The sequence below is a fragment of the Mesorhizobium sp. M2E.F.Ca.ET.209.01.1.1 genome (assembly GCF_004010375.2).
Classification (GTDB): domain Bacteria; phylum Pseudomonadota; class Alphaproteobacteria; order Rhizobiales; family Rhizobiaceae; genus Mesorhizobium.
Genome location: NZ_SADP02000006.1, coordinates 306849 through 332028 on the forward strand (window position 1 = coordinate 306849; position 25180 = coordinate 332028).

The window sequence follows — 25180 nt, forward strand, 5'->3', positions numbered from 1 at the left end:
CACAAAGCGCACGACCGCTTTACCCTCCGAACAGATGATTCGCCTCGATCCCGCCACCGCCAATCCGTCCGTGCCGCCGACCGTCCCGGCCTGGGCGCTCGCAAACGCCGGCGCGCCGAGCGGCTGTGACGCCGCCTTCCAGGCCGGCGCCGCCCTGGCTTCGCTCGACACGCTTGGCCGCGCGCAGCCTGCCTGGGCCGGCGCCTGGCGCCAGCGGCTGGCGCTTAACTGCGCCGCCGCCAGCATGCGGCTCGCCGGCCGTGCCGAGGACGCAGCCGGCTTGCGCGACGCCTGGCAGCTTTGCCCGGCGGGCGCCGATCCCGGTCCGGCCGGCGCCATTTTTGGCGCCTGGCGCCAGTTGGTGCTGCAGCCGCCGGCGGTCAGCGCCGATCGGCTGGCAAAAGTGGCCGAGCTGCTCGGGCTCGCCTGGGACAATGAGGCTCTCGCGGACCTCTGCACGCAGATCGAGGAACTGGCGGGGTCGCAGCGGCCGGCGCCATTCGTCGCCGCGGCGATCGCCGCCCACGTCGTTGCAACGCGACCCGACGCTGAGCTGTTCGCGTGGTGGCTCGCCGACCTGGTGCTGGCGCAAAGCCTGCGCTGGCCGCGGCCGCTGCCGCTGCTGATGGCACAAGCCTTTGGGCCGCCCTTCCGCGCACAGGCCGGCGGCAGGCGGATCCGACCCGGCGAGAAAGGTTTTGAGCGGGCGGTCTGCGTTGCGCTGGTTCAGGGAGCGGTCGAGGCCTGCCGGCTGGCCAGCGAGCTGTCGCGCCGCGCCGAAAAACTCCTGTCGGTGGCGCCAAAGCTGCGCGCGAGAGGCGCCGGCGACGTGATTTTTTTGCTGCTCAATGAAGATGCTGTCGCCGGATCGCTGGTGACGAAGAACCTGTCGCGCTTTGCGGCGCGACGTCTGTTCGAACGCTTGCAGCAGCTCGAGGCGGTGCGCGAGCTGTCGGGCCGTACCAGCTTCCGGCTGTTTGGGCTGTAGCGATGAGCCAAGCATCCGCCCGCCGTAATCCGAACGATCAGCCGGCGCTGCTCGACACCGAGCTCGATCACCTGCCGCCCGAATTGCGCTGGCGTGAATGGATGGGTCGCGTCGAAGCGGTGATCTTTGCCGCCAGCGAACCAGTGCCGCGCGACGTGCTGGCGCGAGTGGTGGGAAAAAATTGCAATCTCGACCTGGTCGTCGACGACATCCGCGCCGAGCTCGCCGGCCGCCCCTACGAACTGGTGTCGGTCGCCGGCGGTTGGCAGCACCGGACCAAGAAGGTCTTTGGCGACGTCATCCACGCCGCCTTCGGGACGGCCGCGGGGCAGGGAACAAAAGAGCTGTCCCAGTCGGAGGCGCTTGTCCTGATGTGCATCGCCTATTTCCAGCCGATCACGCGTGGCGAGCTGTCGAGCTTTTTCGGCAAGGAGGTGTCGCGCGATCTGATCGGCGTGCTGCGCGCGCAGGAGCTCATCGCCTCGGGGCCGCGCAGCCCGCAGCCGGGCGCGCCTTACACCTATGTGACGACCAAAAATTTCCTGTCGCAGTTCGGGCTCGACACGCTGCGGCAGCTGCCGGATTTCGAGGCGCTCGAGGACGCCGGGCTGCTGTCGAAGGAAAGGCTGCTCGCTGGTGACATCATCCCAGGGTTTGCAAATATCGGCGATGATGGCGGCAGCGTCGCGCTCGACGAATAAAAGATCTGCATCAAGGCGGGATAATCCACGCGGTCTCGCCGCTCGTCAGATAGACGATTGCGCCACGCATGGCGCCGGTCGCGGACAGGTAGTCACGCAGCTGCTGCACATGTGCTTCGCGCGCAGCAGGTGTGGGATGGACGTCGGACTTCCAATCGATGACAGCGTTGACACGGTCTTCGATGATCGCCAAGGCGTCGGCCCGTCCGCCAATAAGGCTCACCTGATCGCGGCCCCAGATTGCCATCTCGGGCACGAGGTGAGGCCGCAGTTCAGCAATGTGCGGCAAAGCTAGCCCGCGGAGCGCCGCTGCTCCCATCTCATGAGGATCAGGCTGAGGTTCATCGTCATTTGCGTCGGTCACCAATTGATTGAGCAGTTCGCGAGCGCGGTTAACGCTTGGGTCGAGTTCTTCCGCGAGCTCGCCGGTAAGAAGCTCTTCCATCAGCTTGTGAAGGATGACGCCGCGGCGGGCTCCGGCACCGACCACCTCGAAATGCTCAATGTGGCTCTCCGAAGTTACGACGCCCTCGAGAGGGTCGCCGAGCCGATCGGCATCGTGTTGGCTGGGCCGGCGCCATACGATCGGCGGCGCGCTTTCCTCCACGCACAGCTGCTCGGCGGCAAAAATGTCGGAAGACTGCTCGTTCGGCACAGATGCCGGTACCGGTGGCTCCCCCTGTGCGAAGGAAGAGAGGTCGAGCTCGGGAATGTCGCGCTGACGCAGATCTATCGAGCTGAACCAGGAGTCTTTGGACGCCTGAGGGATGTGGGGGAGGATCAGGAGATCCCGTGCGCGTGTGCACGCCACGTACCAGATACGCTCACGTTGATTGGCATCCTCGAGGCTTTCCGCGGCGCGCGCTGCAGCCAGCTCCGGCGGCGCGACGCCCCCCAGCATCCAGTGCAAGCTATTGTCGGACTGCCGATGCACGAACTGATCCGGCCGGTAGAGCTCGGTCGTCGAATTGACCGGAATGACGATTGGCCACTCCAACCCCTTGGCGCTGTGAATGGTCACGATCTCGACGGCATCCTCGGCAGCATCGATGCGTCCTTCCTGCGCCCGGGCCTTGCGCTCCCAATCGTCCTGCAGATCGCGAACGAAAGCGCGCAGGCCAGCGATCGAGTAGCCGCGCGCTCTCTCAATCAACGCGTCGAGGTTGACGAGCGCGCGGGCATTTCTGTTGCGATGTCGCGCTGCCATGATGACGCGAACGTTCAGGCGTTCGATGGCTTCCGCCAAAATCAGGCTTGGGGTCACGATTGAGGCGCGCCGACGAAGCCGCTGCAACTCGACGAGAATATCTCTGGCGACAGCATGCTGCACGAGCTCGGGATCCGTCCGCACAGTGAAAAAGCGTTGGCCGTCGTCTTGCTCGACAAGGGCTGAGGTGATGTCCAGCAGTTCCTGTTCGCTCAGGCCGACTAGCGGCCCTCGCATCAGCGCGCCAAAGGCCAGCGTGTCGGAGGAGTCCGCCAGGACCCGCAGCAACGCCAGAATGTCCTGCGTTTCCTGCCGCCGCATCAGAGTCTGGCCGGCTTGCGAGGATACCGCCAGCCCGCGCTGCTCGAGCGCCCGTTCGTAGCGCCACAGCTCCGTGTGTCCCGGCGAAAGCAGCGCGATGTCGCCGGCCCGGAGCGGCGTGCATTTCTTGTCGGCGCGCTTGATCGACACGTTGCCGATCAAGCTGGCGCAGATTTCGGCAACCCGCTCGGCTTCGGCTTCCCGAAACGTTTCCGCGTAGATCCGCCCCTCTTGCGCAATTTCGACGGAGAAGCGCGCCACGCAGGGAAGCGTGTGTGATTGCTCGAACAGCGTGGGGGCGAGCGGGACATATCTTGGCTGCGCGGGCTTGGCAAAGACCGGCTCGAAGCAGGCGTTCACATGCTCGATGATCGGGCTCAGCGATCGAAAATTGGCCGTGATCTCGAGCACCACCCCACGACCCTGGCTGTCGATCAGCCGGCGACACAGCTCGTAGGCTTCGATGTCGGCGCCGCGAAAACGATAGATCGCCTGTTTCGGATCGCCGACGAGGAAGAGCGCGCCGGGCCGCAGCTCTGATTCCTCCCATCGCGCGAGTCGAGTTTCAGTCGCGGCGATCGAGAACAAAATCTCGTTCTGGATGCCGTCCGTATCCTGGAACTCATCAACCAGGATATAGCGATAGCGCTGGCCGATGGCCTGACGCACCTCTTCGTGGTCGCGGATCAGCGACCGAACGTGGATCAGGAGGTCATCGAAATCCAGGACAGCAGCAGCCCGCTTTCGTGCCTGATAGCTTTCGAGCAGTTGGTCGAGCGAGGCCGACAACGAGCAGACGAGCGTGCTGGCGATATTGCCTACGAGCTCGTTCCAGGCGAGGACGACGTTTTCATAGAGCGTACGGCCGTCACCGGGACCGGCATCGTTGCGGTGAGCGCCGAAGCCCCGAGCAGCCTCATCGTAGGTTTTCAGCTGCAGGCCCTTGCGCTCGAAGAGACGGCCGGTTCCCGGATCGCAAAGCCGCCACAGCGCTCGGAAATCCGCTTCGCTTGCAAGACAACTCAGATAGCGCTCCGCGAGCCGGCGCAATTCGTGCGCTATGTCGGAAAGCCATTTGTCGGGCCCGACGCTCGCATGCCAGCGGTCGAAATCATCCACCGCTTGGACGAAATCGATGTCGGGTCGTGCGTCGGGCGAGGGAGAAATCGGTTGGGCATCGGGGTGCTTGCGCCGAAGGCTCGCGAGTTCCCGAATGAGGTCGACGACCTGAAGGGGGATTTCCTCGGCAAGAACCACGATCGGGTCGCCTTCCGCCGCGTCGGCTGCGAGTCGACGCGAAAACCAAGCCGACAGCTCGGCCATGAACAGATTGTCGGCGACTGTGGCATCGACCACGCGGGCGCCGGGGTCGAGTCCAGCTTGCACGCCATGGCTGCGGATGATCGCCTGGCAAAATCCATGAATGGTCGTCGCCGTCACCTCATCCAGGCGAGGAGAGGCGGCGGCAAGCGCATCGCGCTGCTGCTCCGAAAGGCCATGTGGAAGAACGGACTTCAGAAAAGCAGGAACATCGCCCGCCAGCAGCGTGTCGATCGTCTCCCTGATCCGGCGCGCGAGCTCGCTCGCCGCGAGTTCGGTGAACGTGATTGCCGCGATGTCACCCGGGTGATGGCCGGATGCGAGCATCATCGCCACGCGGCCGGCCATAAGGGAGGTCTTGCCGGTTCCCGCGGCTGCCTCCACCAATAGGATCGAGGAGAAATCGGTCATGGCCCGGCATCGGGCCTCCTGGTCGACGAGCGTCATGTCGAGGCGTTCCACAGCCTGTTGAGCGCCTGGTTGGCCGCTCGGAATTCGGCGGCCTTGCGGCGCAGATAGCTTTCACGATCGGCGGGAAGGGCAAGACGCATATCGTCATAATCGATGTCCTGCTCCCAACGCGGCGCAATCCGGCCGCTGCGCAGGATCGTCATGGCCGCCGATAGATAGCCCACCGCCTCGCCCACCGCGCTGTCGAGCTCGTCCCCCTTCAGTTCGAAAGTTATGGGGTTGTCGGCGAGATAGACCAGGCGCGCCACCACGGTCCTGACTTCAGGCAGCAGCGCGCGGGCCGCGATCGCATAAAGCACGCGTTGCAGCTCTCGCCCCTGGCCCAACGCGATGCGCTGATGCTTTGGAGGCGGCTTGGCGCTCTTGTAGTCGGTGATGCGCGCGCCATCGCCCGTGGCGCGAATATCGAGCCGATCGATGCGGCCGCCGAACACCAGACCGGTTTTCTCGATCGGCACCGCGACCGTCGTGTCCCACGGCGCTTCTTCCTCCGCGGCATCTTCCTGGCCGAAGGGAACCTCCGTCCAGCTACGCGTGTCGGACCTGACTTGATCGTCGGCCGCGAGACCTTTGGCCGTGCGGCGTGCAGCTTCATTCACCGTATGGCGCCACAGGAGTGGAGGCGGAACTGACCGCTGGAGTGGCCATGCGTGCAGGATGGCCGTCGACGCATCGGCGATCGCGGCTTCAATCTCACCGGCGCTGGCGCGCGCAAATCCCGGCGTCGGCTCGAGCGCCGCGATCGCGCCGCTGATCAGTTCATGAACCAGTTCGCCAAATGAGGCCGCACCGAGCTGCAGCGGGTCGGATTGGAACCGAACAGAGCGCCAGCCCAGAGCGTAACGCCAGACGAACCCGAGCGGATCTCGCAACAGCCTTTGGAGCGATGTCGTCGACTGAACCCTCGTCAAAGCTCTCTCAATCGCCGGATGATTGGCTCCCGAAAGGCCGTCATGCGGCGTCAATATCGAAGGCCGTTGCCAGTTGCGCCAGCAAAGCTGGCTTTGGCGAACACGGGCCAGTTGGCCGGCATCGCGGGGTCTTGCCAACAGCCTGTCCGCTTCGCTGAAAGCGTGCTCCGGGATCCGATCGCGCTTGTGAACGATCTCGTCGGAGGGCCAGAGGGAACTGGGTGACAGAACGCCGCCCTTGGCGTTGCGCAGCGAGCGCGACAGAACGAGTTCTTCCTTGGTATGCGCCCGAATAATTTCGAAATGGCGCCGGTCGCGCTCGGCGACCCCCACGGGATGAAGCCTGCGGCGGTCGAGCAAATGGTGCGGCAGCAGCGGGTCGTCGTTTTCCGAACGCGGCCAGGATCGGCTGGTGAGGCCGAGCAGCCGCGTATACGGGCGCGGACATGCGGCCAGTTGCGATGCGGGGCACCAGACGACGCTGTTGGCCGGATCACGCTGGTCGGCGACGCGCAGCGCTTGCAAGGAGAGCGCGATGGCTTGTACTGGCGCGCTTCGCAGAGCCTCCTCCCATATCGCCAGGCTGGCGCCGCCTAGCAACCGCGCTCCGGCCTCTTCCGCTATGTCGGCGCCGCGCGTGAGGAGTTCGAGAACGGGAAGCAGGATTTGCTCGGCCAATTCGCCGTCGTCTCGCCGCGGCCTCGCCGCGGCCAGGACTTCTCGCCACTGGTCGAGGCTGCGCAAGGCGGCGTTTCGCGGGATTGCGGCGAACCAGTCCGGCGGCAGCCGGCTGGCGAACGGGTGCGCGGGCAGACGCCGGATCAAGCGCCAGACCCGTTCCTGGTTGAGCCCGTTTGCGAGAATGTCGGCCAGCGCAGCACAGGCCTGGCCCTCCGGCGTGCTCAGAGCGGGCACCCCATGAGAGAAATGCAACGGCAACCCGGCGCTTCTCGCATAAGCCAGAAAATGATCGTCCCAGTCATGCGTCGAAGTCGCAGCGATCGCGATGTCCTGCGCTTGTACCTTTCCGGTCGTCAGCAACTGCCGGGTCCAACGCAGCGCCTCGATAACCTCCGACTTCGGGTCCGCGTTCGCCTCGGCGGACGTACGGACCGGAATTGTCCCCGCCCTTCTTTGGATCGACCCTCTAAACCATGCGTGCTCGACAGGCGCAGGCAGTTCCCAAGTGAGGTCGGTGACGCGAGCGAGCTCATTGAGAAGAGGCCGCCAGAGCGGATCGACGTCCACCACTCCCGAAAGCGTGACCGGACCAAGCAGGCTACGCGCACGATCGATCCGCCCTTTGGCTGCATCACGAAGATCGCGCGGCAGCATATGCGCAGGTGGGATGTGATCGCGAACGTAGGTCTCGATGCGATGAAGGTCACCGAACCGAGGCGTCTCGCCCCCCATTGAGGACAGGTCGAGATCCGCCCGCCAGGCGCTATCCAATGCATGGAGAACGGCGCGCGGCATCCCTGGCAGCCTGGCGACCATTCCGATGTCGTCAAAGCTCTCGGAAGCGAGCGCGGCCTGAATTGCCGGGTAGAGAACGTCGGTACCTGCCGGTGTGGCGAAGCCGCCGACCAGACGCGCCGCAAGCAGAGGCAGAGTTACGATCTCGTGACCAATTGCTCCGCCCCGCGCCGCAGCGACGCGGGCGCTGCGAAGCGCAAGCATGCCATCGACGACATCAGTGGAGCGACTAGCCATCGTGGTTTTCGTCGTGTTGTTCCAACCAGAATTGTGATCGCCCAAATTCACCGGCTATTGAAGCTCAGAGAAAGAAAAATGCCATGGCCATGGGGATCGAAAGTGTGGAAAAGGTAACATCGTCTTGTGTCGGTAGGGCTCGCTGAAATATGCATTGATTGTTCGGGTCTAGCCGCGCATTATCCCGAGGGGGCGGGGACATGACGAAATTACAGCGCGTTACTGATGTCGATGTTGTGGCGGAGATTCCGCCACAGTTCGAGAAATACGCTGACGCTGCGATGCTTCGCCTGCAACTGCTTTATCCTTCTTGCCGCTTCGCGAGGGAGGAGGGCGCGATCTCAATAGCCGCACCGAGCGGCATTGCCCGAGATCAACTGCGCAAGGACATCTTGCACATCGTCTACCGCGAGAAAATCTACGCGGAGACATTGCCAATGCGCCAGGCGCTTGTCGCTGCGGTCACAGGCCAATGAACGTCTGGCCGCTGAAGTTTCGCGAGATGCCGGACGGCTCGGTGCTGTTCTGCGATGACGCTGGCGGATTCTTCAGGTCGGACCAGGCTTTCCTGGACCGCTACGCCGGCGATAGCCTATCCGCCGCCGACTGTGCGTTCCTGAAAGAAGGGAATCACGGTTATGACAGGGAATTCGACCTACCCTGGACATCCTTCGCATATAGATGGGCCCGGCGGCAGTCCAAGCCGAAGAAAATGAACTACGTCATCCTCGTGCCGACGCTCCGCTGCAACCTTGCCTGCGGCTATTGCCAGGTTTCCCGCGCCCCTGAAAATGCCCGCGGGTTCGACTGGTCGGCTGAAACCCTTGCGGGAGTCCTCTTGTTTCTCGGCGGTCTGGAAGGTCCCGACATCAAGATCGAGTTCCAGGGTGGCGAGCCCCTATTGCGGGTCGACTTGTTGGAAGCAGTCCGCGGCTTCTGCCGGGAAAAGTTTTCCCAATCCCAATTCGTCGTCTGCACCAACCTGCAGGCACTGGACGAGCGTGCATGGGCTTTCCTGGATGCCAACGACACCTTCATCAGCACCTCCCTTGACGGAGACCGGGTATCGCATGAGCGCCAGCGCACCCACAATCGCGAAGCCACAGATGCCTTCTTTCGAAATATCGAGGCAGCCGTTTCGCGCTATCCAACGGGCAAGATCTCGGCATTGCCGACGGTGGATGTCGCCAATCCGTCGGATTTCGAGGCACTGCTGGATAACTACGAGCGCTACGGAATCCGGTCCGTCTACCTGCGCCCGATAAACCATCAAGGGTTTGCGCGAAAGATTTCGCAAGGCAGCAATGTCCTCGCGCGCTGGACCCGGCTTCATTGCGAATTCATCGACCTGCTGATCGCCCGCAATTACAGGACTGGGCGCTGCATGGAGGAGTACTACTTCAGCCAGTGCCTAAAGCGCGTTCTCCGCTCCGATGCCGACAATCACGTCGACATCCGCAATCCGAATTTCTTCGCCTCCGACTACGTCGTCATAGATCACGACGGCCGGTTCTATCCGTCAGACGAAGCCCGGATGCTGTCCAGGATCGGCCGGATCGACCTCAGCATTGGCGATGTCGGGACGGGTATCGACCGGGAAAAGGTCAACGTCCTAGATTCGCGAGCGTTCAACCATTTCGACCCGGATTGCATTCACTGCCCCTATCAGCCCTTCTGCGGCACCGACGTGATCGACGATATTTCCCGCTATGGACGGGCCGACGTTCCGCGGCCTGACACATGGTTTTGTGGGCGGCATCTGTCGCTCTTCGACAAGGTGTTCGAGGTCCTTTACCGCAAGGATGAGCCTGCCCGAGCGTCGGTTGCCGCTTGGCTCGGCGTCGGCGGCTGGGACGACAGCATGGCTGCGACGCACCAATGATACCCCTGCGCATCAAGGTGGAGGCAAACGCCGACCAGCCTTTCGTGGTCCGGCTTCGCTCGTTTGAGGCCAATGCATGGGAGCAAAGAACCGAACAACTAAATCCTTTCGACGCGGCGCTGGAGCACGTCGGCCCTGAAGGCGCCGACTACGTCGGCGAGGCCGGTCGGATACGTATCCTTGGCATCGACCCTTCCGAGGTCGATGGCGACGTGCTGCTCGTAAACCCGCGGCGCGGAACCGCGGAGCGCCTTATTCGCAGTTCGTCGCAGCACAACACCTTCCTGGTAACCGAGCGGTGTGACCAGGTTTGTCTGATGTGCTCCCAGCCGCCCAAGAAGCATCATGTCGACCTGTTTCCGTATTTCGAGGCCGCGGCGTTGCTGGCTCCGGAAGGCGCGACGATCGGTATTTCCGGCGGTGAGCCGACGCTTTTCAAGGCACAGCTTTTCGATTTCTTGCAACGGGTCTTGTCCGAGCGCCCGGACCTTTCTTTCCATGTCCTGACGAACGGCCAGCATTTCGGCGAAGGCGACTTGGAAGCGATCGGCCGTATCGATAGGGGCAGAGTGGTTTGGGGCATCCCCCTCTATTCCCGCGATCCTGCCGTCCATGACGAGATCGTAGGCAAAGCGGGCGCGCATGCCCAGCTGTTGGAGAACTTGGCGCTGATCTGCCGGGTCGGAGCGCAGATAGAGCTCCGCACCGTCCTGCTGCGCCCGAACGCTGACGGGCTTCCCCGTTTGGCAAGATTTATCACTTCCACTCTGCCGTTCATCCGGACATGGGCGGTCATGCAGATGGAGAACATCGGATTCGGCCGCATGAACTGGAAGACCCTCTTCTACGACAGTTCCGAAGGCTTCGACGTCGTCGGCCGTTCCGTCGATCTCGTGAGAGGCCGAGGAATAAACGCCTGGCTTTACAATTTCCCGCTCTGCACGGTGCCGGAGCCATACCGCCATCTGGCGCCGTCCACGATCTCCGACTGGAAGCGCGCCTATCGAGATGAATGTGACGGATGCTCGCTGAAGGCTCGGTGCGGGGGATTTTTCGAGTGGCATCCGGCTAACCACGGTTACGGCAATTTGGGGGCTATCCAATGAAGAAGCGGCTTTTCGCCATACCGTCGCTGCTTGCGGCGGGTTTCCTGCCAGCCAATGCGCAGGCGTTGCCGACCAAGCCAACGTTGGACGGAGATCCCGGAAGGCCGAAATCCCTCTTCGACATCTTCAAGCTTGACCACCTGTACACGCTGGCCGGACATCGCAGCCACAGCAGTCACAGCAGCCATAGCTCGCACTCGAGCCATAGATCGTCGACGGGCGGCTATTCCTATATCCCGCCCGCGCCGAGCGAGCCGGCTCCGTTGTATAGCGCTCCTTCAATGCCCGCGCCGACCTACCAGGCGCCCGCAATCGCCCCTACGCCTGCGCCGCTCAGGACGCTGCCGGGCAATACCTACAAGTTCAAGGAAATCGTCCAGGAGGTCCAGTTCGCCCTGCTCGCATTCGGCTATTACAGCGGTGAGATAGACGGCGAGATGAATCCTGAGTTGAGGGCGGCGCTGCTGCGCATGCAGGCGGACTACTCGCTGAAGGTAACCGGGACGATCACGCCGGAGACGCTGACTGCGCTGAGGATAGAGGCCAGATAGAGGCTCATACCGTGCAGGGGCCAACGTCGAACGTCATTCCGACGAGTTTCTAAATGCGGCACGACAGCGCGATCAAGGCGGCTCTGGTTGCCCTCTTTTCCAAACCGCGCGTGCTTGGTTCTCATACTAGCCGTCCACTTCGCGCCTCTTTAAGCCCGTTCGCACCGCATTGATCTTCGCATGAAAGTGGTCGTTCGATCTGCGGGCGGATCCACAGCCCCCTACTCCATTTGAGATGTACAGCGGGACGCTGAACGCGTCAGGAGGCCGAAGGTCCTGGCCGGTGGATCAACGTCAAGCCGTCCGGCTTTCCGCCGAACCCACTCTTTGATCCGTGCCGCTCGGCTTCAAAGCCCAAGCCTACGAAATCGTTGCCAGCATCACCTTGTAATGAAGACCCGCAACTTGCTGAATAAGCGGTGCAACGCCATTTTGGCCTTTAGCCACCGTGAGACTGGCTTGGCGTCACGCGCAACATGCCGAGCGATCTGCGAATGCATGATGTTGGCCGCCTGGGCGCCGGTAAAGGCGGGGAGCCACTGAACGTGGCCAGCGCTGATAACGTAGTGCGACTTGCACGGCGCATCGAACACGCCAATGGACGGCCGAATTGTCGCGTAACCACCTTCGTCCCGGACTTCGTGACTATCGGGCACCAGGAGGGTGATGCGATGGCCGCAGCCGCAGGCGCACAGCAGCCCTGCGAGTTCAAACTCCTGGGTGTGGTAGACGATACCCTCCCGCATATCAGTGGGGATGCGGTCCACGAGTTGATAGCGATAGCTCATTTCGCACTCACCGGCCGGTCGATCTCGAAGGACGATGTCTCGAAGATGATCGAGGGAGCCTCATCCAGACGGTCATAGATCGCAAAGTGCTGCTTGAACCGAACCACCGCCAAAGCAGCGTCGAGAGCGTTCAATTCTGCAATCTGCCCCTGTCGGCGATATTCGCCTCCCTCTGGATCGCTACCAGGTAGGAAGACAGTTCGCGCGGTTGCTTCATAAGCCGCTCGATCGACACCGGTGACTCTAACGACACCGTTCAAACCTACCGGTGCTCGGTTAAGCCCCATCCCGCAGTCTACGAAGGGAATCCCATTGGCGCTCAGCCAATCTGCGATGAAGATGCGGGAGGCACCGTGGTCGATTGCCAGGAACACGAAATCAAAGCTTCGAAGCCGCTCTACGTTTGCCTTGGTCACCTGCTCGGGGACCGCCGTGATGTTGGCGTGCCATTGTCCGTATTGCTGCCCCAGGGCATCGACCTTTCTCGACCCGATGGCCCGCTGAATAAACCCTGGAAAGCGGAAGATGGTGTGCACGTGCACCTTATCATCGTCGAACAAGGCAATCTCGGCCAGATGCGTGCGGGCGATGAAGTCCAGAATGTACGAGCCCGTACCGCCAAGCCCGACGATAGCAACTCTTTTGCCTTCAAGCAGCCTCGACACGTCGTTCATGTGATACCTTGCAGACAGCGTATCGGGAAAACGCAGAGGTGTGCCCTGCTCCGCCGCCTTGACTTTGATGGCTTGCAGTGGCGTTGCGTCCGGAAAAACTGCCAATGCGGGGCCGGTGATCGTATCGATATATGTTTGCACCTTCTCTTCGAACGAGATGTAGGAACGCATCTGACCCGCCGAGTCGAGGAGCTTGTACGAAAACGAACTGTCCGTCTCAAAGCCCTCGGCAACTTTGACCTTGTCTGCCCCTCCACCAAGGCGAAGTTGGCGACCGTTCTGATCGTGCGGGCGCCCCCCACGGAACCAAGCCTGATGACTTTTTGGTGAATCGAGAACTCCTTCCGCCGACAGATCGACGGGACTTGCCCAATCTCCGTGCGCAAGCTCGCCCCGCTCATTCAAATAGGGTAGGCCATAGATGAGAAAGTAACCGCCCACGAAATCGAGCAGGTAACCTTGCTCTTCAAGGTCTTGGACAAACCGGTTACGATTCGCCAGTTCCCGAAACTCTGAACCGCATGCCATCTTTTACCATCACCTCGTTGCCCGGCGCGAGTGTCCCGCTCACATTGTTGGAGTGACCCCGCGAGTACTTGATAAGGTATTCATTGGAGCCAGCCCCTCCATCCGAAAGATAGAGTGCGACGACCTCGTCGTACGAGATCTTCTCTTTTGCCACCTCATGATCGTCTTGATTGACGGTGATGGTGACAGTCTTCTCGGGCTTTCCGGCCATAACTGGCTACCTCGCAGAGAATGTTAGGCTTGTGGTCTGGCGCGCGAACCTGCTTGGCTCGCGTTCCGGTTAGTGCTACTCGTTCCACTAATGGGAACGATTATTCGTAGGTAGCACAGCTGCACGCTCGGCGCAAGTGATCGTTCCATATTTGGGAACTATGTGGATCGTCAGATGCGGCTGATGGGTATCGCGAAGCTGGAGGGCCTCGCCCAATGCGGGGTCGACGGCATGGCTGGCGCCGTCTCGGCCCTGCTTACGGAGCTTGCAGTCTCGGAGTGGCGAACCGAAGCAGAGTTCGTAGCCCGGTTTCCTTTCGCCAGCTGCGGCATGGGTGGGGTGCGTATTCCCATGGGGGAGGCTCACTGTGTCGAGCTCATCATCAAGTATGACACCGGTATGGTTCTGGTTGCCTTTGCGGGGGCGACAGCTGGACGCAAGACCGGCACAACAGGGAGACGAGCGGCATGACGATACGACCGATCAGAACAAAGGGCGACTACGATAAGGCTATGGCGCGCGCGCGTGTGCTCATGGTCCGCGACGACCAGGATTCCATCGACGAGCTCGACGTGCTTCAGGTGCTCGTCGCAAACTGGGAGCGGACACATCATGCTATCGCGGCGGTCACGCCGGCCGATGCCATTCGCTTCCGCATGGGGCAGACCGGGCTAAAGCCACGCGACCTCGTTGCCTATCTGGGGACAAAATCGCGTGTCTCCGAGGTCCTGAACGGCCAGAGGCAACTGACTGTCGACCAGATACGGGCATTGAGCCAGCATCTGTCGATTCCAGTGGAGTCACTGATCGGGCCAACACGACATGAGCCGAAGTCTCGACCTTCCGCTACCTCGGTTGCGGCGGTCGAAAAGCTCCGGAAACTTGGGGTGATGAAGGCGAAGGAGGAACTCTCAGCCTTTCTTTCGCGCGCCGGCAGTCTTGGTCCGGCTGTTGCTATGCTTCGGAAGACACGTACAGAGCGCACTAACGCCAAAACCGATTTTGGTGCTGTCGAAGCATGGTGTGCCGCTGTACTGGTCATGGCAGACAAGGTGTCGGTGAAGCCCCGCAAGACACTTGACGCGGCGGCGGCCCGCCAGTTGGCTAAGGTGAGCGCTGAGCCCAACTGGCCGTCTTTAGTGAGAAGCAAGCTAGCGAGTCTGGGCGTTGCATTCGTCGTTCTCGAACATCTACCTGGAACCTACATTGACGGAGCTGCTATGTGTCGCCGCGACGGGACACCTGTCATTGCAGTCACCCTACGCCACGATAGGATTGACAATTTCTGGTTCACCGTGCTGCACGAGTTCGCCCATGTCTGCTGCCATTTGAGCGAAGATCGAAAAGTCATTCTGGACGACCTCGAAGTCAGCCCTGTCGACGGGATCGAAGCTCAGGCTGACGCCTTTGCAAGCAACGCTTTGATTCCGGAAAAGTACTGGAATGAGCATATCTCGGAGCATAGCACTGCGGACGATCTGCAGCTGGTAGCAAGCAGGGCAGGCGTACATCCCGCTATTGCTGCCGGGCGCTGGCAGTATCGCTATGGCGACTACCGGCGCTTTAGCAAGTTACTCGGACGGGGCGAAGTGCGGGAAGCGTTGAGAGGGCAGCGGCGGGTGTGACCGGGCGCCATCTCGGCTGGTTCCCTGCTTAACTCCGCTTCATTGCCAGGCTCATCCTCAGCTCTTGGGGGAGGCATCCGCTTGCTAAAGGCAGCCTATGGCCAAAGCGATTTCTCGACACGCGAGCAGTGGCTTTGCGCCTCACGTTGACCGGCTACTATGAGTTCGCCAAGCTCAGGCTGGCAGTTCCGTTCATTGCCGATGACATCCTGGAAACCTTCGACCATCTCCGGTCTGAGGAGGTTTTCCGATTGCTCGGCGAGATGGCCCGTGTTGGCCAGGTGATCTACCTCACCCATCACCGGCACCTATGCGACATCGCCAGGGCAGTTGTTCCTAACGTGGCCATCCACGAGCTCGGGTAATTCAAACGACATTGTTTGTTGGCGCGTTCTCGAGGCACGTCGCATGCGAACGCCCTTTCGCGTCTAGAAGCGGACGTAGAGGTAAGGTTTGAAACGTCCTAAGGCGGCCGAGGTATGGAGCGTGCGTCCAGATTGACACCTCCTATAACTTGAGATCGCAAACCAGTTGTGGATTGGATCATCTCATCACGGGCAAGGTGAATAGGCTTGGCTATACTGTTGACCGCCGACTCTTGCGTACCTCGCGCCGGAGCGTGGAGGGGTACATGGCCGACGATCAGACAGGGAGGACTTTTAGGTTCCTTCGGAACGGCAACGCGGAGCCGGAAGCACTTGATTGGATAAAGGGCGCTGACATCGCTCGTCAGGCTATTTCCGAGTCGATGAACGCCAGAAACATCGCTTTCCTTCTAGGTGCCGGCTGCTCATCGCTAATGAAGGCGGGCGCCGAAGTCGGCATTTCGACGATGGCACCCCTGGCCAAGGAGTTCTGCAGCGAAACCCTAGCGGCACGAGCGGCGGGATTCTACTCTAGCCCGACGGCCGATGCTGGTGGAAGTATTCGTAACGCTTCAGCGACACTGGTCGAGGAGGAAGTTGAAGATATCTGGGACAGCGACGGCCATGGCGACGATCCGTCTGGGATACCGCTGGAACCGGACCCCGAAACGGCTATCGAACAGGGGTCCGAACCAGCGCCGTGGAGACTAACCAGAGCGGAGCTTGAATATCTCGACACCCTTGGGATTGACCTAGAGCAGGGCTACAACCGGAACCTCGAGCGTCTGATGGAGGTGCTGTTCGCCCAGCGCTTCGTGCTACGCCAGAGCGGCATCGCCGCACATTGGCCTGCCCGCGATCTGGTCGAAGGTGTTATCCAGAAAGTCCAAGACTTTCTCTGGTCACGCATTACTCAGGGCGCGTTCGCCAAGGGCGACACAGAAGTTCGTGACCTCTACGAACGCTTCTACAAGAAGCTGGTCCTACGCGACCGGTCGCTCCCGCGGCCTTGGGTATTCACGACCAATTATGATCACTTCAACGAGATGGCGATGGATCGCCTCGGCATTCCTTATGCCAACGGCTTCTCAGGTGTAGTCGAGCGGCGTTTCAACCCGGCAAGTTTCCGCTACGCCTTGGCGGAGCAACTGGACGTGGCCAGCCGGAAATGGACGGCCGTGGACGCCTTCGTATACCTTTGCAAACTGCACGGTTCCGTGACCTGGTCCGAGGATAATCACGGGCTGTTTCCGATCAGGGAGATGTGGCCGCCGATAGAGTCCAAGCGGATGATGATATATCCGACGCCGGCGAAGCAGAATTCGTCCTTGGGATCTCCCTATGCCGACCTATTCCGCGAGTTTCAGTCGCGGATTGTCCGTGAGCAGAGCGTCCTCATGACCGCGGGATACGCCTTTGGCGATGAGCACCTCAACAATATCATCTATCAGGCTCTTACCATCCCGACTTTCCGACTGGTGATCTTCGCCGATCCCAATATGCAGGGCGAGATCGCCAAACTGCGGTCGCTGCGCGACCCGCGCATCTGGATCATTGGCGGCGACGGTCCGGAGGAAGGAACCCGAGCACATTATTTCAACATGATCGTGGAACACTTCCTGCCGCAGCGGCCAAGCGACCGGGTCGACGATGCAGTCCGTAAGGTGCTCTCCAACCTTGTGCCCGCGAAGAAGGATGGCGAGGAATGAGCCACGACGATCGCAAGCGTGCGATCGGCAAGGTCATATCGGTAGCCTCCGATCGCTTTGTAGTCGAGATGCACGCTGGAACGGACAACTTTACCGTGGTCGGATTCGACGACGTGCACTATGTCGCTCGACTCGGCTCTTTCCTCATGATCCCAGCGCAGTCGGAGTACATCGTTGTCGAGGTCGTAGGTCTTCGAGAGCGCGACACTAGCTCGCCCTCCGACCGGGGCGACTTCGATCGGGCTGGCTCTTCCAAGTATCTCGACGTTGTCCCGGTCGGTATGCTGCCAACGCGGGGCGGCGGGTTCCGCTTCGGTGTTTCACTGTTTCCGTCGCTTTACGCGGACGCTCTCTACGCCCTCGACGGCGAACTTGATCGGATCTTCGAAACCGAGGCCGCCATCGAGCCATCGGTTGGTCTAGGCGGAGATCCATGCCAGCCCGAAGGTGCGACGCGCTACAGGGTGCTGCCAATCGGCAGATCGGTGGTTTTCGAAGGCTATGACGTCAAGGTTCGCCTCGACGAGTTCTTCGGTGGGCACGTTGCCGTGCTCGGCAACACAGGCAGCGGCAAATCCTGTACCGTCGCCGCCGTAATGCAGTCACTTTTCGAGAAGGTCGACGAGCATCATGCCCGCGGCGCCACCTTTATCGTGTTTGACGTTAATGGTGAATACAATGCAGCGCTGGAGGATTTGGCGAGCGAAGGCGCCATTGGTGTCGACCGCGTTGTTCTGGATGGGACCACCAGTGGTTTTCGTTTGCCGCACTGGTTCCTCGAGTTGGCTGAATGGGAGCTTCTGCTTCAGGCGAGCGAGCGCACCCAAGTCCCCGTCCTTCGGATGGCCTTGGGCCTCGCGACACTCTTTTCAGGCGAGAGGACCGCGGAGCTCGCACGTATCCGCAACCATATCCTGGCCAAATGCATCAGCCAGATACTGCGGGATGACTCCTCCAGTCCATCTAAGCATGACCGCATTATCGGCATCCTCCAGCGCTTCAATACCGATGAGATCAACGCGGATACCGTCCGCCCCTTCGTCCGGATCAACTACGGCCAACTTGCGGATTCAGAGGGCCTGAGTGACTACCTAACCGGTGACGACGGCTTTGAGCTCGACGATCTCAAAATGCCCAACTACCGCAACCTGCCGTTCGAATTCGCAGCACTTGGGGAGGCCATCGACCTCGCGATCCTTTATGCGGAAGCGCACGGCAACCGGCAAATCCGAGACTACTGCTCCCAAATGGTAACTCGCTTCCAAGCCCTGGAAGATCGCAGGGAGTACGAATTCCTTCGGCATGAGGCAGATGACCTAGCCGAGAACGTTGGAGAGCGCGACTTTCTTGCCAAGCTCGTCGGACTAGCAGTGTCCGGCGAGCGACAGACCAAGGCCAAACAGATCATCATCATCGACATGAATGACGTCGAGGACGAAGTCGTCGAACTCGTTAGTGCGGTAGTCGCCCGCATGCTGTTCCGGCTGCTGCGCCGCGCCGATCCGCGAAACCGCTTCCCGATCCACCTTCTGCTTGAGGAGGCTCACCGCTACATCTCGGCGACACCATCGCGGTACGCTGTCGATGCGACCAAGATATTCGAGCGAATCGCCAAAGAGGGTCGCAAATACGGCATGTTCGTCATGCTAGCGTCGCAGCGACCCAGCGAGCTGTCCAAGACAGTGCTTAGCCAGTGCTCAAACTTCCTGGTTCACCGTATTCAGAACCCGGACGATCTTTCGCAGATCCGGCAGATGACCCCGTTCATTTCGGACGCAGTGTTGAAGCGGCTACCGTCGCTGCCAAGGCAACATGCCTTGGTGTTTGGAACCTCCGTCAACCTTCCTACGACCTTCAAAGTGCGCGAGGCAGTTCCAAGACCCAAGAGTGACGACACCAGAGTTGTCGACCTCTGGTTCCATGAGGAAGGACGGCCAGCCGAGATTCGGCTGAACCCTCCTCTAACCGGAGGAACAGTTGTTGAGGCTAACGGCGAGGAGCCGGAGGGTAGAGGCGATCCATATGACGTTCGAGATGAACTCGCCTGACCTCCCTGGCGATTTGACTGTTACAAGGGATCAGCAAATACAATGATTGTGACATGAGCGACATCGACACCGAACACCAATTCAAAGGCGACCCCTTTTTCGAAATTATTCACGACGGGGAGTGGAATGCGACACTCGGCCGCCAAGGCCACGAGGAGAATTATCTCGACGGATACATTGAGGCTGCCATCGAGCTAGCCGATGCGATCGTGGAGAAGAAGCTCTACGAAAAACGCGACACGCTGATCCTGCCGATCCTTTATAACGCGCGGCACGCGACGGAACTCAACATCAAGTTTGCGTACGAAAAGCTTATTTCCGCTGGCGCGATCAGGGACGACGGCCATGGGCTCGATCACAACATTTCTGCCTATTGGCAGCACCTCCGCGACTCAAACGTGGGCGATATCAAACTTCGCCATATCGTGGCAGCGCTTGAGGTTTTTGTGCGGAGCCTAGCTCGGATAGATGCTGATGGACAGGAGCTGCGGTATCATCGCAATCGCGACAATGACCTCAGCCTTGAGAAATTCTCCATCGTCAACTTAAGCCTTGTGCAGAAGAGCTTGCGCGAACTCCATGCGCTTCTTTCTGATCTCAAGTACCGTACACTGGACTTCGTCGATGAGCGCGCCACAGGAACCTTTACCGCAGCCTGTTCGCGACGCGATCTCAACGCGATTGCCAGAGCGTTGCTCCCTAGGGATCGGTGGACCGATGCTGCGTTTGACGAAGTCAAGACAGCGATCCGGCAACGCTTCGGGCTGAGCAGCAATGAACTGAGTAAGGCTTGCAAAGAGATCCAAAGAACTCGCGAGCTGGCCGCGTTGATCGGCATCGAAACTCCCCTTCTGTACCTTACCGATGACGATGTGATGTGGGTGATTGGGCAATGGCGTAGTTTGCACCCAAAGCGAAGTCAGGACGACACAGATATTGAGTTCGATTATTTCGATATTTCACGCTTGGAAGAGATGCAGGAACGGGGCAGGCTCTACCAAGAAGTTATTAACGCTGTTAATCAGCGTCTTGATAGCGGCAAGCTCGCTGATTTTGAAGTTATGTTCTACCGAGAGCGCGACCGTATTCCATCAGAGTACTACGACAGGATGGTGGCAGCTAAGCTGGAAGAACATGCTGCCGCCAAGGATAGCAAAGCCGAGATTCGTCACCTTCTTGAAAAGACAAACTTGCTCCAGAATGTGCGCGGCTCGGCGATGAGGTTAGGTCGGGTCGCCCTTGCAGCAGCACTTCAAGATATTTGATGCAATTTGAGACAAAGGGCCGAAGTCGGGTTCTGGCTGCAAATGGCTCGGTAGCCGAACGGCAGCAATACGCTGAGCGCCACCCGAAGCCGGACCGTCGGCCCTCCAACCACTTACAGCGGCCGCCGATCACCCAACCGAGCCCAAGTTGCTGACGTCGAAACACGTAGGCTCTAATCTATGTTCGCCTTTTGTGCTTCGAAAGTCGTATAAAGGGCAGTCTGGAATTTTTCGGGGACTGGCCTGACACGGTGACTTTCAAAGGAGCATTATCTTCGAGTAGCGGACAACAATTTTGTCCTGCCGGAAGCGGCGCTCCAAGTCGCCCCGCCGGCGCTGCCAATCTGAAATGTCCACTGTTGGCGTCATCACCTCGAAGACGACAATTTCGTCGCTTTCTGTTTCTCCGCCGTCCTTCCAAAGACCTTGCGCAGGTGCCTGTAGATAGGCGGTCACGCCTTCGAAACGAGCCGCTAGCTCTTCTTTCAGACGGTCGAATTCTCTCCCGGGGAAGGGTTTGCCTTGGTTGTCTGAACGGGGCAAGAGGATTTGGACGAGATACATATGGCCGCCGTGCTGCGGCTCTCAGTTGGATTTGCTTACGACGAGTGTGATCTGCGGATCGGCTCGATAAAGGAAACGGGCGACGCTCGCCCGTTGTTGTCACACTTAGCGATGTCGGGGTCCAAAATACGGTTCAGCCGTTGGACCGAGCCGCTACCTATTTCAACTCCCTAGGCGCGTTTCACTCCCTCGCATGAGTCAAGATGCGGAATAGCACCCACTGAGAGATCGCTTCGCGCAACCTGGTGAAAAGGTTGCCTTCTTTGTCGATGGCGGACCGAACTTGAACAGCAGCCCATCCGGCTTTCATCGTCCCGCCGACATGGCAATGGCAAACAACAGCGTGCAACTGCCAATCTGTTAGCTCGAAGAAGCGCTTGGCTTCGCCATATGTGTCGGTTTTCAGCCCCTCCGCGCGCAACATCGGATCGGCGAAAGCGATGCTGAGCGCGGAGCCCAGCGACTGGGCTTTGTCGCGCACATCCAAGGTCATGTATTCCGTGCCGGGGAAAGCGGCGAGGCACTGTTCGGGATTTTGCTCGAGCAGCCTTGCCCAATGTTCCAGGCGCTGATTGCGTGTCATAGCCGGAAGTGATGCCGCGACTTCCGCGACCTCATGCAGTTCTTCGATGGTCTGATGTTTCATGGCCGTCTCCTGTTGGCGAGGCGCTCTGCCTGCATGTTGCACAGGTCGGAATGGGCCTCAGTCGTCCCTATGCATGCGAACCTGCAATGGGGCGGGAAGTTCCGTGGCCGGAAAAATTTGCCGCCGCCCCTACATTGCCCCCAATGTCCCGGCGGCTCAGGCCACCCAGCAGCGTGCTAGTGCGGTGCTTGGACTAGTCGTTGGAGCAAGGGTAATGCTTCAGATCTTTGTAAGGGGTGATGTCCAGATCCCCGGGCACGCGGCGAAGCTGTTCGGCTGCGACTACTCAAAGCAAACGGCACTCGTCCGTTCCGGCTTACACAACCGCTGTCACCCATAGCGCGGTCTTCTAAACTGGAACCAATTGCCGATTAGCAGATTCTCTTGCGGAGTGAGTGCCTGATCCAAGAAGGAGCTCGTCATGGGAAGCACGTCAGACAAGGTTAAGGGCAAGGGTAACGAGGTCGCTGGAAAGGCGCGCCAGGCCGTGGGCAAGGCCGTGGACAACCACGAGGAACAGGCCAAGGGCAAGGTCCAGGAAACCAAGGGCAAGGCCCAGGTTGCGAAGGGTCAGGTCAAAGACGCGGTGAAGAACTTCGTCGACAAAGCCTGATTGTCGATATCCAGCTATCAGTTAGCCTGCGGCGACGCGGCTTTTCCTTAGAAGGGAGAAATCCGCCTCGGGACGGCGTATTCCCCAGTCGGGAGGCTCCAACAGGCAGGCGGCTGTTCTGCCGACAGAAACTCAAGCCTCATGCGGCAGCTTTCCGCGCAGGCGAGCGGCGCTTGCCGCCGGTCCTTGACGTAAACTTGCGCTTTGAAAGGTGCGCAAGCAGGGCCGCCAGACACATCGCGTTGAGGACTCGGTCTCTTGGGACGCCTCCCTTGCGCGCCATCTCGACACCCCAATGCATGTGGTCCAGTTCGCGGATCGAATGCGCGTCCGGATTGATGCTGAAGATGCATCCGTAGTCGAGTGCCTTCTGATGCCACCGCCAATCGAGATCGAGTCGCCACGGATGCGCGTTGATTTCGACCGCGACGCCATATTTCGCGCATGCTCGCAGGACTTTGTCGACGTCCAGATCATAGCCGGGACGACGCAGCAATTGGCGGCCGGTCATGTGCCCGATGATTGCCGTGAGGGGGTTCGCTATTGCCGCAATGATACGTTCCGTCTGCTCTCTCTCCGGCAACCTGAAGCGGCTGTGCACGCTCGCGACAACGAAATCGAACTGCTTCAAGATGTGGTCCGGATAATCAAGCGTGCCGTCCGCCAGGATGTCCGCCTCAATGCCCTTGAGGATGCGGAATTTTCCACCATACCTCTTGTTCAGCCGATCGGCTTCGCGGTGCTGTTCAGCAATCTCCTGCAACGTGAGCCCACCTGCGTAGTGGGCGGACTGCGAATGGTCTGCGACGCCATAATATTCGAACCCGCGCTCACGGGTCGCTTCCGCCATTGCCTCAAGCGTCTCGGCGCCATCGGATGCGGTGGTGTGCGAATGGAGAATGCCATGCAGATCTTCGTCCCGGACGAGGGTAGGGAGTTGCCGCCTCGCTGCCCGCTCAATCTCGTCCCTGCCTTCGCGCAGTTCAGGTTCGATGAACTGCAGGTCCAACGCTTCGTAGATTTCCGCCTCTGTCGCTGACGCGACGAGCTTTCTCCCGCGGTAGAGCCCTTCGGGTTTGAGGGCGAACCCCCTCTCGGCCGCGTACCTCCTCAACCGCTCAAGATGGGCCACCGAACCGGTGGCTTCGAGGAGGCTGGCGCCAAAGTGCTTCTTGTCTGTAACGACAAGCCTGAGGGTGGACTGCTCGGTTTCGGTCTGCTCCGTCGCCAGTGCCACCAGCGCTAGGTCGGCAACAAGTTCGCAACCACGCCGGAAGTCACCGGCGATTTCCACACGCGAAAACTCAGGATGCTCTTGCTTCAAAGATATGACCGCATGCTCAAGGAGCGCCGCGGCCTTGTGCAGGTGAAGCTGTGTCTCGCCGCTTCGCGCGATCGCCAGGTTCTGCAGGATCTTTGTCTGAAGCGAAGCACCGAGGCCTTTGAGTGGCCGGATGCGATCTGCCTTTGCCGCGGCTTCGAGGTCAGCCAACGAGTTCACGCCGAGCGCCTGGTGAAGCTTAATGATCTTATCGGGCCGAAGCCCTGGTACAGTAAAAAGCTCCATTACACCGGCCGGCACTTCCTCGCGCAGCTTCTCAAGGCTTGGATGCGTGCCTGTTTCATAGAGCTTGCGCACAATGTCCGCGATCGCGTCGCCGATCCCTGGGATTTTGGTGAGTGCGCCCGTGGCGATGATCCGATCAAGCGGCTGTGACAACGCTGCCAAACTATCGGCCGCGCGCAAGTAAGCCTTGGTGCGATAGGGATTGTCGCCGCGCAGCGACCTCCGATGTGCGTATTCCCTTAGGAGGCTGGCGACTGTCCGCGGATCGGTTTTTGCCATGCTCCAGGCAAACGGGACCGATATCCCCGGGTTCCAATCAGGCGAACGAGGCGAAGCCTTGATTCAGTCTTTCTGCCGTCGAGGAATGGGCTACAGATTTGGCAATAATTGGTCGGCTCGACCCCACCCCGCCAGGGATTTGCTGGCTGCGCGTTTCTTCAATTCACGAGCATCGCCGACGTGGAAATGCGAGGGCGCATCAATCGTCTTCATTTCCGCCCAGGTGATGGGCGCGGCGACCGGAGCGCCCGGTCGGGACCTCGCGCTGTAGGGCATGATCGCCGTGGCGCCGCGCTGGTTGCGCAGATAGTCGACGAAGATCCGCCCCTTCCGTTTCGCCTTCGACAACACGGCCGTAAAGTGAGAGGGATCGGTCTGGGCGACCGCCTGCGCCAGCCCGGAGGCGAAGGCCTTCACCTCGGGCCATTCGGCCTGCGGCGTGAGCGGGGCGATCACATGCACGCCCTTGCCGCCCGTTAGCATCGGGAAGGTGGTTAGCCCAAGCGATTTCAGAATATCCCGGAACTGGAACGCGGCAGCGCGCACGGCCTCGAAATCGAGTCCCTCATCGGGGTCGAGGTCGAAGACGAGGCGGTCAGCCTTTTCGACGTCCTCGATCCGAGCGCCCCACCCGTGCAGCTCGATCGTTCCCATCTGCACGCAGGTCATCAGCCCATCGGCATCGTCGACATAAAGGTACGGCTCCTCGTGGCCATCCTTTTCCGCGATACCGACGTGGTGAACTTTGTCGCCAAAGCTCCCGGCATCATGTTTCTGGAAAAAGCACTTCTTGGCTCGGCCCTGGGGGCACCGAACAAGGCTTATCGGCCGGCTGCCGACCCAAGGAAGCATGATTTCCGCGACGGCTGCGTAGTGGTCGGCGAGCTGGCCCTTGGTGATGTTGGACTCAGGGTAGATGACGCGGCCGCGATTGCTGATGGCAATCGTGCTCGTTGCCGGAGCCGGCAGCGTCGCTGTGTGATGTTCTGTCTCAAGCGCGACGGCTTCCGGCTTCTTGTCCTCGCGCAGGCCGAGATAGCTTGGATGGCGCAGCGTACCTTCATTCGTCATCTCGGTGTAGGCGATCTCGGCAACAAGCTTCGGACGCAGCCAGTGCGCGCCGCGAA

21 protein-coding genes and 1 pseudogene are annotated in these 25180 nt (G+C 60.4%); 13 read left to right on the forward strand and 9 right to left on the reverse strand.

The window, feature by feature from the left end:
* Positions 1-34: 34 nt before the first annotated feature.
* Positions 35-988: a DUF1403 family protein gene (locus EN852_RS14660; RefSeq protein ID WP_127875681.1), complete on the forward strand. Its 954-nt coding sequence runs from the start codon at positions 35-37 to the stop codon at positions 986-988.
* 2 nt (positions 989-990) lie between these two features.
* A complete protein-coding gene (locus EN852_RS14665; protein ID WP_127875680.1) occupies positions 991-1689 on the forward strand; it encodes an SMC-Scp complex subunit ScpB in 699 nt (232 codons plus the stop codon).
* 10 nt (positions 1690-1699) lie between these two features.
* Here the strand turns inward: EN852_RS14665 and EN852_RS14670 are convergent, their stop codons facing one another.
* Positions 1700-4984, reverse strand: coding sequence for a UvrD-helicase domain-containing protein (locus tag EN852_RS14670; protein WP_127875679.1), 3285 nt, complete (start codon positions 4982-4984; stop codon positions 1700-1702).
* Positions 4981-7632 carry a PD-(D/E)XK nuclease family protein gene (locus tag EN852_RS14675; protein ID WP_127875678.1) on the reverse strand — a complete coding sequence of 884 codons (2652 nt, stop codon included), beginning with the start codon at positions 7630-7632 and terminating at the stop codon, positions 4981-4983. Before EN852_RS14675 ends, EN852_RS14670 begins: the two co-directional genes overlap by 4 nt.
* 200 nt (positions 7633-7832) lie before the next feature.
* Here EN852_RS14675 and EN852_RS14680 point away from each other — a divergent pair, with 200 nt between their 5' ends.
* Genes EN852_RS14680 through hxsA form a run of 4 tightly spaced genes read left to right on the forward strand, consistent with a single transcriptional unit; the run spans position 7833 to position 11171 of the window.
* The gene (locus EN852_RS14680) at positions 7833-8108 is read left to right on the forward strand and encodes a hypothetical protein (RefSeq protein ID WP_127875677.1); all 276 of its coding nucleotides are present in this window, start codon (positions 7833-7835) and stop codon (positions 8106-8108) included.
* Positions 8105-9514: a His-Xaa-Ser system radical SAM maturase HxsB gene (gene hxsB, locus EN852_RS14685; protein ID WP_127875676.1), complete on the forward strand. Its 1410-nt coding sequence runs from the start codon at positions 8105-8107 to the stop codon at positions 9512-9514. Before EN852_RS14680 ends, hxsB begins: the two co-directional genes overlap by 4 nt.
* Positions 9511-10620 (forward strand): His-Xaa-Ser system radical SAM maturase HxsC, encoded by a 1110-nt coding sequence (gene hxsC / locus EN852_RS14690; protein ID WP_127875675.1) that lies wholly within the window; start codon positions 9511-9513, stop codon positions 10618-10620. The genes hxsB and hxsC overlap by 4 nt, the downstream gene beginning before the upstream one ends.
* Positions 10617-11171, forward strand: coding sequence for a His-Xaa-Ser repeat protein HxsA (gene hxsA / locus EN852_RS14695; protein ID WP_127875674.1), 555 nt, complete (start codon positions 10617-10619; stop codon positions 11169-11171). The genes hxsC and hxsA overlap by 4 nt, the downstream gene beginning before the upstream one ends.
* A gap of 380 nt (positions 11172-11551) precedes the next feature.
* Here hxsA and EN852_RS14700 read toward each other — a convergent pair whose 3' ends face one another.
* Genes EN852_RS14700 through EN852_RS14710 form a run of 3 tightly spaced genes read right to left on the reverse strand, consistent with a single transcriptional unit; the run spans position 11552 to position 13372 of the window.
* Positions 11552-11959, reverse strand: a complete 408-nt coding sequence (locus EN852_RS14700; protein ID WP_127875673.1) for a DUF6527 family protein — start codon at positions 11957-11959, stop codon at positions 11552-11554.
* Positions 11956-13161, reverse strand: coding sequence for a ThiF family adenylyltransferase (locus EN852_RS14705; RefSeq protein WP_127875672.1), 1206 nt, complete (start codon positions 13159-13161; stop codon positions 11956-11958). Before EN852_RS14705 ends, EN852_RS14700 begins: the two co-directional genes overlap by 4 nt.
* On the reverse strand, positions 13121-13372 hold the full coding sequence (locus EN852_RS14710) for a multiubiquitin domain-containing protein (RefSeq protein WP_023723761.1): 252 nt from the start codon (positions 13370-13372) through the stop codon (positions 13121-13123). The genes EN852_RS14705 and EN852_RS14710 overlap by 41 nt, the downstream gene beginning before the upstream one ends.
* A 174-nt stretch (positions 13373-13546) precedes the next feature.
* On the opposite strand from EN852_RS14710, the gene EN852_RS14715 reads away from it, so the two are divergent.
* The 6 genes and pseudogenes from EN852_RS14715 to EN852_RS14745 all read left to right on the forward strand — a co-directional run bounded on the left by EN852_RS14715 (position 13547) and on the right by EN852_RS14745 (position 20384).
* The gene (locus tag EN852_RS14715; RefSeq protein ID WP_127875671.1) at positions 13547-13843 is read left to right on the forward strand and encodes a hypothetical protein; all 297 of its coding nucleotides are present in this window, start codon (positions 13547-13549) and stop codon (positions 13841-13843) included.
* The gene (locus EN852_RS14720; protein WP_127875670.1) at positions 13840-14997 is read left to right on the forward strand and encodes an ImmA/IrrE family metallo-endopeptidase; all 1158 of its coding nucleotides are present in this window, start codon (positions 13840-13842) and stop codon (positions 14995-14997) included. The genes EN852_RS14715 and EN852_RS14720 overlap by 4 nt, the downstream gene beginning before the upstream one ends.
* A 152-nt stretch (positions 14998-15149) precedes the next feature.
* A pseudogene (locus EN852_RS14725) lies at positions 15150-15362 on the forward strand (hypothetical protein); the annotation flags it as partial.
* Between the two features lie 266 nt (positions 15363-15628).
* The gene (locus EN852_RS14735) at positions 15629-17071 is read left to right on the forward strand and encodes an SIR2 family protein (protein WP_246694290.1); all 1443 of its coding nucleotides are present in this window, start codon (positions 15629-15631) and stop codon (positions 17069-17071) included.
* Positions 17068-19119: an ATP-binding protein gene (locus EN852_RS14740; RefSeq protein WP_127875669.1), complete on the forward strand. Its 2052-nt coding sequence runs from the start codon at positions 17068-17070 to the stop codon at positions 19117-19119. Before EN852_RS14735 ends, EN852_RS14740 begins: the two co-directional genes overlap by 4 nt.
* 53 nt (positions 19120-19172) lie before the next feature.
* A complete protein-coding gene (locus EN852_RS14745; protein ID WP_127875668.1) occupies positions 19173-20384 on the forward strand; it encodes a hypothetical protein in 1212 nt (403 codons plus the stop codon).
* 258 nt (positions 20385-20642) lie between these two features.
* On the opposite strand, the gene EN852_RS14750 is transcribed toward EN852_RS14745, so the two are convergent.
* Complete coding sequence (locus tag EN852_RS14750; protein WP_127875667.1) at positions 20643-20948, reverse strand: hypothetical protein; 306 nt, start codon at positions 20946-20948, stop codon at positions 20643-20645.
* Positions 20949-21129: 181 nt separating this feature from the next.
* A complete protein-coding gene (locus tag EN852_RS14755; RefSeq protein WP_127868252.1) occupies positions 21130-21594 on the reverse strand; it encodes a hypothetical protein in 465 nt (154 codons plus the stop codon).
* Positions 21595-22015: 421 nt separating this feature from the next.
* On the opposite strand from EN852_RS14755, the gene EN852_RS14760 reads away from it, so the two are divergent.
* Positions 22016-22207: a CsbD family protein gene (locus tag EN852_RS14760; RefSeq protein ID WP_127848073.1), complete on the forward strand. Its 192-nt coding sequence runs from the start codon at positions 22016-22018 to the stop codon at positions 22205-22207.
* Positions 22208-22346: 139 nt separating this feature from the next.
* Here EN852_RS14760 and EN852_RS14765 read toward each other — a convergent pair whose 3' ends face one another.
* Together EN852_RS14765 and ligD are read right to left on the reverse strand one after the other, a co-directional pair.
* On the reverse strand, positions 22347-24053 hold the full coding sequence (locus EN852_RS14765; RefSeq protein WP_127875666.1) for a PHP domain-containing protein: 1707 nt from the start codon (positions 24051-24053) through the stop codon (positions 22347-22349).
* A gap of 90 nt (positions 24054-24143) precedes the next feature.
* Positions 24144-25180, reverse strand: a 1037-nt coding sequence (gene ligD / locus EN852_RS14770; RefSeq protein WP_189545948.1) for a non-homologous end-joining DNA ligase, incomplete at its 5' end; no start/stop codon positions are given.